The following is a 10,998-nucleotide window of genomic DNA, read 5'->3' on the forward strand; positions in this document are numbered from 1 at the left end:
GGCCGGCAGCTCCATGCATCTCCATATGTCGGTCGTCGACGAGGCCGGGAATACGCTGTTTGCCGGGCGCGACGATGCCGACACCGAAATGTTCTGCCATTTCGTCGGCGGCCTGCAGAAATACCTTCCCGAGTTGATGCCGCTGTTTGCGCCGGACGTGAATTCGTTCCGCCGCATCCGGCCGAACCACAGCGCCCCGGCCAACATCGAGTGGTCGCACGACAACCGCTCCTGCGGCCTGCGCGTGCCGGCCGGCGGGCGCGCCGCGCGGCGGGTGGAAAACCGGCTGCCCGGCGCCGATTCCAATCCCTATCTGGCGATGGCCGGCTCGCTGCTCTGCGGCTATCTCGGCGTCGAAAAAAAGCTCTCGCGCTCGCCAGAGGCATCGGGCAATGCCTATCGCAGCAAGAGCACGCTGCCGAAAACCATGGAGGAGGCGCTCGACCGTTTCGCTGCGTGCAGTCCGGTTCGGGAGTTGCTCGGCGAGGATTTCTTCCAGACCTATCTGCGCGTCAAGAGTGTCGAGCTTGACCTGTTCCAGAGCGTCGTCACCAGCTGGGAACGCGACCACCTGCTGCTCAAGGTATGATGATGAGCCTCAACTCCGGCCTGGATATCGGCAAATCCTACTATGTCGCGACGGCCAATCCGGCTCCGGAGCATTCGGCGCTGCAGGGCGACATCGACGCCGATCTGGTGGTGGTCGGCGGCGGCTGCACCGGCCTGTCCGCAGCCCTTCATGCGGCCGAGCGCGGGCTGAAGGTGGTGCTCCTCGAAGGCGGCAAGATCGGCTGGGGGGCGTCCGGGCGCAATGGCGGCCAGATAATCCCCGGGCTGCGCAAGGGCGCCAAGGGTCTGGTCAAGCTGTATGGGCCCGAACGGGCGCGGGCGCTGTTCGATCTCGCCTTCGAGGCGCGCGGACTGGTGCTCGACCTGATCGAGCGCCACGCCATCGATTGCGACCTCCGGCTGACCGGCCACCTCGCCGGTGCGGTCAACAGCTCCGACCTGCGCGACCTCGAAGAAGAGGCTGAGTGCCTTGCCAGCGTGATGAATTTTCATGACGTCGAGATGCTGTCGGCGGCGCAGGCGCGTGGAATGGTGAACACGCCCTATCACGGCGCGATGTACGAGAAGCTCGGCGGCCATATGCATCCGCTGAACTACACGCTGGGTCTTGCCCGCGCCGCGGCAGCGGCGGGCGTCAGCATCCATGAGAAATCGGTGGCGCTGCGGGTGGAGCGGGAACCTGCCATCAGGGTTGCGACGGCCAAGGGCTCGGTCCGGGCCAGGCATGTCGTGCTGGCCGGCGACGCCCTGCTCCAGGGGCTCGAGCCGCGCGTCAACAGCCGCATCATGCCGGTCGGCAACTACATCGTCGCCACCGAGCCGCTGGACGACCCGAGCGACGTCATCCCAAGCAATGTCGCCGTTTCCGACACCCGCTTCGTGGTCAACTACTACCGGCTGTCGGCGGACGGACGCCTGCTGTTCGGCGGCGGCGAGCGCTACACGCCGTCGCCGCCCGCCGACATTGCCGGCTTCGTGCGGCCGCATATGGAAAAGACCTTTCCGCAATTGCGCGGCCGCCGCATCGACCATGCCTGGGGCGGCCTCGTCTCCGTGACGACATCGCGCCTGCCGGATGTCGGCCACTATGGCGAGGTCTATTTTGCGCATGGCTATTCCGGCAAGGGCGTGATCCTGTCGACACTGTCGGGAAAGCTGCTTGCTGAGGCAATCACGGGCGATAATTCGCGGCTTGATCTGTTTTCGACGCTGAGGCCGTTGCCATTTCCCGGCGGCACCGCCCTGCGCGGTCCGCTTTATGTGCTCGGCATGCTCTGGTACGCCATGCGCGACCGCATCAAGCATTGAGCGCAAGCGAGCGGGGCCGTAGCAGGGAAACGCAAAAGAGAGCTGTTAGATGGCCGAGGCCTATATCTGCGACTACATTCGCACGCCGATCGGACGCTTTGGTGGGTCATTGTCTTCGATCCGCACCGACGACCTTGGCGCGATCCCCCTGAGAGCATTGGTCGGGCGCAACCCCGGCATCGATTGGGCCGCGATCGATGACGTCGTCTATGGCTGCGCCAACCAGGCCGGCGAGGACAACCGCAATGTCGCGCGCATGGCACTGCTGCTGGCCGGGCTGCCCAAGGAGGTTTCCGGCTCGACCGTCAATCGCCTCTGCGGTTCGGGCATGGATGCCATCATCATCGCCGCACGCGCTATCAAGGCGGGCGAGGCGGAACTGATGATATCAGGCGGCGTCGAATCGATGAGCCGTGCCCCTTTCGTCATGCCCAAGGCGGAGACGGCCTTCTCCCGCAATGCCGAGATTCACGACACCACCATCGGTTGGCGTTTCGTCAACCCGCTGATGCAGGAGCAGTACGGCATCGATTCGATGCCGGAGACCGGCGAGAATGTCGCGGAAGAGTTCGCCGTCTCCCGCGCGGACCAGGATGCGTTTGCCGTGCGCAGCCAGGACAAGGCGGTGGCCGCGCAGGCCAATGGCCGGCTGGCGAAGGAGATCACTCCCGTAACGATCCCGCAGCGCAAGGGCGACGCGGTCGTCTCGAAGGATGAGCATCCACGCGGGGGTACGACGATCGAGACGCTGGCGAAACTCCCGACGCCGTTCCGGCAAGGCGGCACGGTCACGGCCGGCAATGCGTCGGGTGTCAACGATGGTGCCGCGGCGCTGATCGTCGCTTCGGAAGCTGCCGTGAAGAAATATGGGCTGACGCCGATCGCCCGCATCCTCGGAGGTGCGGTCGCCGGCGTGGTGCCGCGCATCATGGGCATCGGCCCCGTGCCGGCGACACAGAAGCTGTGTGCCCGGATCGGGCTGAAGCCGGCAGATCTCGACGTCATCGAGCTCAACGAAGCCTTTGCCTCCCAAGCCATCGCCGTGCTCCGCCAGCTCGGCATTGCCGAGGACGCGGAGCACGTCAACCCGAATGGCGGCGCCATCGCACTCGGCCATCCTCTCGGCATGTCGGGTGCGCGCATATCAGGCACTGCGGCGCTGGAGCTCAGGGAGCGCGGCGGCCGCTATGGGCTCGCCACCATGTGCATCGGCGTTGGCCAAGGCATCGCCGTGGCGCTGGAACGGCAGTAAAACAAGATCGAGCGCCGGCCGCGGTATGCCACGGCGGCCGGCAGCTGCTGCTCCCCCGAAAATTTGACCATGTGGACAAAGGTGAGGCTCCGTTCCATAGTTCCCCAGCTGACACTTCAAAGAAACAGCCGGCTCGGCACGGCGCCAATCAGAGGGGCATGCGATGGAAAACGGGAAGAGCAAAGTCCAGTCGAAATGCAAAGGGCTTTCGCGACGCAGCGTTCTGGAACTGGGCGCGCTCGGCCTGGCAGCAACCATGCTGCCGGGTCTGGCCTTAGCTCAGGACAAGAAGCTGAAGGTGGCGGCGATCTTCGCCACGCCGACCGAGGAGCCATGGGTCCACCAGATCCATGTCGCCCTGCAGAGGGCCGAGAAGGAACTCGGCATCGAGTACAAATGGTCGGAGAAGGTTCAGACGGCGGATTTCAGCCGTGTCATGCGCGAATATGCGCAAGGCGGCTATGAGCTGGTAATGGGCGACGCCTTCGCCGCCGAACGGGAATCCCGCCGGACCGCCAAGCAGTTCCCGAAGGTTGCCTTCCTGTTCGGCTCCGGCGCCGGGCCGGCCGAGCCGAATTTCGCAGTCTTCGACAATTGGATCCACGAGCCGGCTTATCTCTCCGGCCTGATCGCCGGAAAGATGTCGAAATCAGGCACGATCGGCGCCGTTGCGGCGATGGGCATTCCGGAAGTGAACCGGCTCGTCAATGCCTTCTTTGCCGGCGCCCGGGAGGTCAATCCTAACATCAAGCGGAAGGTCGCTTTCATCGGCTCTTTCTTCGACCCGCCAAAGGCCAAGGAAGCGGCTATCGCCCAGATCGACGCCGGTGTCGACGTGATCTATGCCGAACGTTTCGGCGTCATCGAAGCGGCGGTCGAGAGAAAGATCCTCGCCATCTCCAACATGTCCGACCAGTCCAACCTCGGCCCGGACACGGTGATAACCGGCCCGGTGTGGGACATGTATCCGACGGTCGAGCACGCGATCAAACTGGTCAAGGCCGGCGTCTTCACCGCCCAGGATTACGGTGATTTCTCGCGCATGGCTAAGGGCGGCTCCTTTCTGGCGCCGTACCACAAATTCGACAAGACGTTGCCCGCCGACGTCAAGGAGCTGGTCGAGAAGAAAAAGGCCGAAATCCTCGACGGCAATTTCCGCGTCGATGTCGACGAGAACACGCCGGTTTCGGATTGAGTTTTTTACCCTCCCCCTTGCGGGGAGGGTCGATCCGCGAAGCGGAGCGGGGTGGGGGTCGGCGCCGTACCCCCCATCCCGTCTCTCGATCTTCGCTTCGCTACGATGGTAAGCCGACCCTCCCCACAAGGGGGAGGGTGAAGAGTCGCGCCATCTCCCACCAGGAGCACCCTTGTCAACATCAGCCCCACTCATCGAAATGCGCGGCATCTCCAAGAGCTTCGGCGCCGTCAAGGCAAACGAAGCCGTCGATCTCAGCGTCGCGCCGGGTGAGATTCTCGGGCTGCTGGGTGAAAACGGCGCCGGCAAGACGACGCTGATGAACGTGCTGTTCGGCGCCTATGCGCCCGACGCCGGCGAGATCCTGGTTCAGGGCCGGCCGGTGACGATCAACAGCTCGGCCGACGCGCTTGCCGCCGGCATCGGCATGGTGCACCAGCACTTTCATCTCGCACCGCGGCTTTCGGTGCTGGAAAACCTGCTGATCGGCATCCCCGGAAAGTCGGGCCGGATCGACCGCGCCGGCGGGCTGGCGCGGCTCAACGAGATCGGCCGGCAGCATGGACTCACGCTCGATCCGGACCTTCCCGTCTCGGTGCTGTCGATCGGCGAGCAGCAGCGGCTCGAAATCGTCAAGGCGTTGTTTCGCGGTGCAAGGCTGCTGATTCTAGACGAGCCGACGGCGGTGCTGGCGCCGACAGAGGTCGACGGGCTGTTTTCGGCGCTGCGCTCGATGGCGGCCCAGGGCCTCGGCATCATCTTCATCTCGCATAAGCTCAACGAGGTTAGGGCGCTCACCCATCGCTGCGTGGTGCTGCGGCATGGCCGCGTGACCGGGCGCGTCGATACCCCCGCAAGCACGACATCCTCGGAGATGGCGAGGCTGATGTGCGGCCACGAAATCGTTCCGCCGGCCAGGGGACCATCGACGACAGGTGCCCCGGTGCTGACCCTCGACGGCATCTCGACGTCGCGGCATTCCGGCATGGCGCTGCGCGACGTGTCGCTCGTCGTGCGTGCCGGCGAGATCCTCGGCGTTGCCGGTGTCGCGGGCAATGGCCAGCGGGCGCTTGCCGAGGTGATCTCCGGCGTTCGCGCGCCCGATGCCGGCCGGATGACGATAGCCGGCAAAATGGTCTCGCGGTTCTCGCCGCGCGAGGTGCAGGCGCTCGGTCTCGGACGCATCCCGGAAGACCGGATGACGACCGGTCTGGTCACCAATTTGCCGCTGGCGGATTCGATGGTGCTGCCGCGCATCGGCACGGGGGCGTTCAGCCGCAACGGCCTGCTCAGGCCGGATGCGATCCGCGCCTTCGCCGAAGCGCAGATCAAGGCCTATGACATACGCTGCCCCGGACCGATGACGCGGGCCGGAGCGCTGTCCGGTGGCAATCTGCAAAAGGCGCTGCTGGCGCGCGAGCTCGCCTTCGACCCCAAGGTGCTGATCGTGTCGCAGCCGACGCGAGGTCTCGACATCGGTGCGGCGCGCTTCATCCACGAAAAGTTCCTCGACATGCGTGGCAGGGGCTGCGGCATCATCGTCCTCGGCGAGGATCTCGAAGAGCTGCTCATGCTCTGCGACCGCATCGCGGTGATGTATGAGGGACGGATCGTCGGCACGCTCGACAGCGCCGACGCCACCATTGCGCGGCTCGGCCTGATGATGACCGGGGCGGAGGGGACAGCCTGATGTTTCGCCTCGAAGCCCGCACCAGCACGCCCGGCTGGTTCAATCTCGCTCTGCCACTGCTGGCGATCGGAGCAACGCTGGTGCTGTGCAGCGGCCTCATCGCGTTGGCCGGTGCCGGCGTCATCGAAGCCTATGGTGTGATGTTCTCGGCGTCGCTGGGCGACAGCTACGCCATCACCGAAACGCTGGTGCGCGCGACCCCGATGATCTTTACCGGGCTGGCCGTCGCCGTCGCCTTCCGTGCCAAATTCTGGAACATCGGCGCCGAGGGGCAGTTGCTGGCCGGTGCGGTGGCGAGCTGCGCGGTCGGCGCCATCCCGATGCCGGGGCCGCTCGCCATGCTTCTCATGGCGGCGGCAGGCGCTGCCGCCGGTGCCGCAGTCGCCTTGGTGCCGGCGACGCTCCGCGTCAAATTTAGTGTTGATGACGTGGTCAGCTCACTGCTGCTCAACTCGGTCATCTTCTACGCCCTGATGGCGCTGATCGAGGGCCCGTGGAAAGATACGTTCAGCGGCTACCCGATCTCGCCCCCGATCGAGGATTCCGCGAATTTCCCGGTGCTGCTCGAAGGGACGCGGCTGCATCTCGGCGTTGTGGCAGCGTTCCTTGCTGCGCCGGTCATCTGGTTCCTGATCGCGCGCACGACGCTCGGCTTCAGGATCAGGGTCATCGGCGAAAATCCAGAAGCTGCGCGCTATGGCGGCATCCATGTCGAGCGCGTGCTGATCTCGACGGCGCTGCTGTCCGGCGCGCTGGCCGGGCTTGCCGGCGTCGGCGAGGTCGGCGGCGTGCATTTCCAGGTGATGAGCGACATCTCGCCGGGCTATGGCTATTCCGGCATCGTCGTCGCCATGCTGGCGAGGCTCAACCCGCTCGGCGTGGTGCCGGCGGCGCTCTTCCTCGCCGCCGTCATGACCGGCGCTGAGGCGATGTCGCGAGCCACCGGCGTTCCGGCCTTTCTCAGCGATGTCATCCAGGGAACCGCGCTGCTCGCCATGCTGGTGGCGCTGCTGTTCACCGCCTACCGCGTCCGCCGCGTCGGAGCTGCACGATGAGTGTGGTGCTCGAACAGATCTTTCAGGTAGGCTTCCTGGCTGCGATCATCCGGATTGCCACGCCGCTGGCTTTCGCAACATTGGGCGAGATGTTCTCCGAGCGCGCCGGCGTGCTCAATCTCGGCATAGAAGGCATCATGCTGTTGTCGGCGATGACCGGCTTCACCGCGACCAGCCTCAGCGGCAGCCTGTGGCTCGGCGTGCTTGCGGCAGTTGTCACCGGTGCGCTGATGAGTGCCGTGCATGCGCTGTTCACGGTGGCGCTCGGCCTCAGCCAGCATGTTTGCGGCATCGGCGTGACGCTGTTCTCGTCGGGCCTCGCCTATTTCCTTTACCGGCTGATCTTCGGCCAGCAATCGGTGCCGCCCAGCATCAAGAGTTTCGAGACGCTGCCGATCCCTGTTCTCTCCGACATCCCGGTGCTCGGACCGGCGGTGTTCAACCAGTTTTCGCTGGTCTACATGGCGATGGCAGCCGTTCCCCTGGCCGCCTTCGTGCTCTACCGGACGCCCTGGGGCCTGTCCGTGCGCATGGTCGGTGAAAATCCGCGCGCCGCCGATTCGGCCGGCGTCGGCGTTATCGCCACGCGCTTCCAGGCGGTGATCCTCGGCGGCGCCCTGATGGGGCTGGCCGGGGCTTTCCTGTCGATGGTGCAGTTCAACGCTTTCACCTTCGGCCTTGTCTCCGGACGTGGCTGGGTGGCGATCGCGCTCGTCGTCTTCGGTCGCTGGGACCCCTGGCGTTCGGCAGGGGCCGCCCTGCTATTCGCCTTCGTCGATGCCTTGCAACTGCGCATGCAGGCGAGCGGGCTCGGCCACATCCCCTATGAGGCGTTCCTGATGCTGCCCTTCATCTTCACCATCGTCGCCATGGCGGTGATGTCGCGCAATGCCGTCGCGCCTTCGGCGCTGCTCAAGCCGTTCCGCCGGGAAGAACGCTGACAGGCTGGGGCGGCAAATTCTCAGCCGCCGCGTAGCGCCCGCATCACATTCGGCAGCGCCGGCAGCGTCAACAAAACCGTGCCGGCAAGCCAGATGGACGAGACGACGATGCTCCTGGGGTACGCCGACCAGCGCTCATAGAGCGCGGCCGGGACGCCGGCGAGCATGATGGTCATCGTCGACAGGATCAGCGCACTTGCCATGTAAACGATCTGGCTTAAGGGAGGCGCCCAGCCCGGATACCAGACCGGATAGAACAGGAACACCAACAGCACCCACGGCGAAAAGATACCGTTGACGATGGCGACCGCCATGACCGGCACAAGAGCGTTTCTGTCCATTGCCTCAACCCCCTTGTGAAGCCATCGGCGCAATGCCGAAATTGATCAGAAAAACGAGATAGCCGACGCGCAAGGCCATAAGCCAGAGCACGCTGAAGACGATCACCACCGGCTGGGTCAGGATCGACGGCGTGATGGTCCGCACGATCCGCAGGACCGGGTCCGTGACGGACTTGAAGAAGCGCCAGATGTAGTTGTCCCAGCTTTCGGGCACGAAGAGGCCGAGCAGGAGACGCCCCATCAGCGTGTACATCACCGCGGCGAGGATGAAATTCGGTATGTGGAAATACCAATAGGACCAGAAATCGTTCATGGGCGATTTTCCAAGCGGCGGCGGCGCCGCGTTATGCCAGCGACGTCCCCGAAATGAAAGCGGGGTCCGTCACCGGACCCCGCCTCTTGCGCCGATCGCTATGCGCAATCAGGCAATCTTTTCTTCCATCATCTGCTTGCCGCGAGGGACACGGATTTCCTCGATGAAATCCTGCATATCCCGTGACGGCGCCCTGGTGAGAAGGCTGACGATGATCATCACGGCGAAGCCCACCGGCAGTCCGAAAGTCGCCGACGAGATGTTTTTCACCCCCCACCACAATTCCATGTTCGGCGTCGCCTTGTCGAAATCGGCGCCGTACTGGGTCATCACCAGATAGAAGAGGGTGATGCCGAAGCCTGCGATCATGCCGGCGACAGCGCCGGTCGAATTGGCCCGCTTCCACCAGACGCCGAGCACCAGCGCCGGGAAGAGCCCGCCGGCGGCCAGAGAGAACGCCCACGACACCATCGACAGGATGTCCGACGGCTTGGTTGACGCGACGTAGGCGGCCAGCACCGCGACCATAACCAGCAAGATGCGGGACACGATCAGACGCCGCGACGTAGGCGCATTCTGGTCGATCATCTTGTAGTAGATGTCGTGGCTGAGCGCGTTGGCGATGGCCAGCAGCAGGCCGTCCGCAGTCGACAGCGCGGCGGCAAGGCCGCCGGCGGCGACGAGGCCCGAGATGACGTAAGGCATGCCGGCCATTTCCGGCGTGGCCAGCACGATCATGTCGGCGTTGAGGTTGATGTCGGCAAACGAAAGTGCCGTGACGCCCTTTTCGGCGCAGGCCGCGACGATCGCCGCGCTGTCTGTCGCCGCCTTACCGCAGATCTGCACGAGCGTATTGTCGGCAGCGGCCCAGCGCATCATCCATCCGGCTTTCTCGGCGATGTTTTCAGGCGTCAGGCCCGACGCCACCAGGTCGAGCATCGTCCACTTGGCGAACGCCGCATAGGCGGGCGCGGTGAAGTAGAGGATGAAGATGAACAGCAGCGACCAGGCGACCGAGACGCGCGCTTCACGCACCGACGGGGTAGTGAAGTATCGCATCAGGACGTGCGGCAATGACGCCGTTCCGACCATCAGGCAGAGGATGAGCAGGAAGAAGTTCTTTGCATCGTAGCCGCCATGCACGAATGGCGTGATGTGATGCACCGTGATGCCCTGCGCCGTCTCAAGCGCGGTGATGTTCGCCAGCGCCTGGCCCTGCATCAATTGTGGGATCGGCACGCCGGTTTTCACCGTCGACATCCAGATGACAGGGATGAGATAGGCGATGATCAGCACGATGTACTGGGCGACCTGCGTCCAGGTTACGGCGCGCATGCCGCCCAGCATGGAGCACACCAGGATGCCGGCGAGGCCGACATAGACTGCGACGTTGAAGTCGATGCCAAGGAAGCGAGCCGAGATCAGCCCGGTGCCGAAAATCTGCGCGACCACATAGGTAAACGAGCAGGAGAACAGAACGATCACGCCGATGAAGCGGGCGAGATTGCCGCCATAGCGCGCCGACAGGAAGTCGGGAACCGTGTAGGCGCCGAACTTGCGCAGATAGGGCGCAACGAGGATGGCCACGAGCACGTAGCCGCCAGTCCAGCCGAGCACGAAGCCGAGGCCGTCATAGCCGAGCAGGTAGAGCGAGCCGGCCATGCCGATGAAGGAAGCCGCCGACATCCAGTCGGCGCCGGTCGCCATGCCGTTGTAGAGCGCCGGTACGCGACGCCCGGCGACGTAATATTCGCCGACATGCATGGTGCGGCTCAGGATGCCGATCACCGCGTAGATGACGATGGTAAAGCCCATGAACAGGTAGCCGATTACAACGTTCTCGACACCCATGGCGCTCAAGATGGCCATCAGGATGATGAAGGCTATGAAGCCGCCGGTGTAGATGCCGTAGATGCGGCCAAGATTGGAGGTGAAGTCGCCTCCGCTTGCGGTGGTAGATGTCGTGTTAGCCATTGACGTTCCCCCCGATCAATCTTCATTGACATGATGCTCTTCGTCGATCGCGTTCTGGCGCCGTGCGAACCAGAACAGCATGACGACGAAGGCGATAAGCGAACCCTGGGCGGCCATGTAGAAGCCGAGCGGAAAACCAAAAATGACGATGGTGTTGAGTTGCTCCACGAACATGTGGATGACGTAACCGAAGAACACCCACAGGCCCAGCATGACGAACATGAGGCTCTTGGTCTTGTTCCAATAACTTACGCGGTCTGGTGTCGCCATAGCGTTGAACCTCCCTTGGTTGGCAGCTTGCGAACCGTCTCGACCGCAAGGCGCCGTTTAAAGCTTGCCTCTTCCGCTAAGGCGGAAGC

General features: G+C 64.1%; 11 protein-coding genes. 7 read left to right on the forward strand and 4 right to left on the reverse strand.

The window, feature by feature from the left end; all coding sequences use genetic code 11:
- The 7 genes from EOA86_RS07695 to EOA86_RS07725 form a co-directional block, all read left to right on the forward strand.
- Positions 1-589, forward strand: a 589-nt coding sequence (locus tag EOA86_RS07695; protein WP_164891611.1) for a glutamine synthetase family protein, incomplete at its 5' end; no start/stop codon positions are given.
- A complete protein-coding gene (locus tag EOA86_RS07700) occupies positions 586-1,878 on the forward strand; it encodes an FAD-binding oxidoreductase (protein WP_127209733.1) in 1,293 nt (430 codons plus the stop codon). The genes EOA86_RS07695 and EOA86_RS07700, both read left to right, overlap by 4 nt.
- A gap of 49 nt (positions 1,879-1,927) precedes the next feature.
- Positions 1,928-3,130 (forward strand): 3-oxoadipyl-CoA thiolase, encoded by a 1,203-nt coding sequence (gene pcaF, locus EOA86_RS07705; protein ID WP_127209732.1) that lies wholly within the window; start codon positions 1,928-1,930, stop codon positions 3,128-3,130.
- 163 nt (positions 3,131-3,293) lie between these two features.
- On the forward strand, positions 3,294-4,325 hold the full coding sequence (locus tag EOA86_RS07710) for a BMP family protein (RefSeq protein ID WP_127209731.1): 1,032 nt from the start codon (positions 3,294-3,296) through the stop codon (positions 4,323-4,325).
- A 199-nt stretch (positions 4,326-4,524) separates the two neighbouring features.
- On the forward strand, positions 4,525-6,015 hold the full coding sequence (locus tag EOA86_RS07715) for an ABC transporter ATP-binding protein (protein ID WP_128341135.1): 1,491 nt from the start codon (positions 4,525-4,527) through the stop codon (positions 6,013-6,015).
- The gene (locus tag EOA86_RS07720; protein WP_065010252.1) at positions 6,015-7,070 is read left to right on the forward strand and encodes an ABC transporter permease; all 1,056 of its coding nucleotides are present in this window, start codon (positions 6,015-6,017) and stop codon (positions 7,068-7,070) included. The genes EOA86_RS07715 and EOA86_RS07720 overlap by 1 nt, the downstream gene beginning before the upstream one ends.
- Positions 7,067-8,011 carry an ABC transporter permease gene (locus EOA86_RS07725; RefSeq protein WP_095520133.1) on the forward strand — a complete coding sequence of 315 codons (945 nt, stop codon included), beginning with the start codon at positions 7,067-7,069 and terminating at the stop codon, positions 8,009-8,011. The genes EOA86_RS07720 and EOA86_RS07725 overlap by 4 nt, the downstream gene beginning before the upstream one ends.
- Before the next feature lie 20 nt (positions 8,012-8,031).
- On the opposite strand, the gene EOA86_RS07730 is transcribed toward EOA86_RS07725, so the two are convergent.
- The 4 genes from EOA86_RS07730 to EOA86_RS07745 form a co-directional block, all read right to left on the reverse strand.
- On the reverse strand, positions 8,032-8,352 hold the full coding sequence (locus EOA86_RS07730) for a hypothetical protein (protein WP_128341134.1): 321 nt from the start codon (positions 8,350-8,352) through the stop codon (positions 8,032-8,034).
- Positions 8,353-8,356: 4 nt separating this feature from the next.
- Positions 8,357-8,665 carry a YggT family protein gene (locus EOA86_RS07735; protein WP_029349200.1) on the reverse strand — a complete coding sequence of 103 codons (309 nt, stop codon included), beginning with the start codon at positions 8,663-8,665 and terminating at the stop codon, positions 8,357-8,359.
- 108 nt (positions 8,666-8,773) lie between these two features.
- Complete coding sequence (locus tag EOA86_RS07740; RefSeq protein ID WP_127211338.1) at positions 8,774-10,639, reverse strand: sodium:solute symporter family protein; 1,866 nt, start codon at positions 10,637-10,639, stop codon at positions 8,774-8,776.
- Positions 10,640-10,654: 15 nt separating this feature from the next.
- Positions 10,655-10,909 (reverse strand): DUF4212 domain-containing protein, encoded by a 255-nt coding sequence (locus EOA86_RS07745; protein WP_065010248.1) that lies wholly within the window; start codon positions 10,907-10,909, stop codon positions 10,655-10,657.
- Positions 10,910-10,998 lie beyond the last annotated feature (89 nt).

Source organism: Mesorhizobium sp. M5C.F.Ca.IN.020.32.2.1 (assembly GCF_004023105.1).
Classification (GTDB): Bacteria; Pseudomonadota; Alphaproteobacteria; order Rhizobiales; family Rhizobiaceae; genus Mesorhizobium; species Mesorhizobium wenxiniae.

Coding starts and splice junctions, on each gene's coding strand:
- EOA86_RS07700 (WP_127209733.1), top strand. CDS start 586: ATGATGATGAGCCTCAACTCCGGCCTGGATATCGGCAAATCCTACTAT.
- pcaF (WP_127209732.1), top strand. CDS start 1,928: ATGGCCGAGGCCTATATCTGCGACTACATTCGCACGCCGATCGGACGC.
- EOA86_RS07710 (WP_127209731.1), top strand. CDS start 3,294: ATGGAAAACGGGAAGAGCAAAGTCCAGTCGAAATGCAAAGGGCTTTCG.
- EOA86_RS07715 (WP_128341135.1), top strand. CDS start 4,525: ATGCGCGGCATCTCCAAGAGCTTCGGCGCCGTCAAGGCAAACGAAGCC.
- EOA86_RS07720 (WP_065010252.1), top strand. CDS start 6,015: ATGTTTCGCCTCGAAGCCCGCACCAGCACGCCCGGCTGGTTCAATCTC.
- EOA86_RS07725 (WP_095520133.1), top strand. CDS start 7,067: ATGAGTGTGGTGCTCGAACAGATCTTTCAGGTAGGCTTCCTGGCTGCG.
- EOA86_RS07730 (WP_128341134.1), bottom strand. CDS start 8,352: ATGGACAGAAACGCTCTTGTGCCGGTCATGGCGGTCGCCATCGTCAAC.
- EOA86_RS07735 (WP_029349200.1), bottom strand. CDS start 8,665: ATGAACGATTTCTGGTCCTATTGGTATTTCCACATACCGAATTTCATC.
- EOA86_RS07740 (WP_127211338.1), bottom strand. CDS start 10,639: ATGGCTAACACGACATCTACCACCGCAAGCGGAGGCGACTTCACCTCC.
- EOA86_RS07745 (WP_065010248.1), bottom strand. CDS start 10,909: ATGGCGACACCAGACCGCGTAAGTTATTGGAACAAGACCAAGAGCCTC.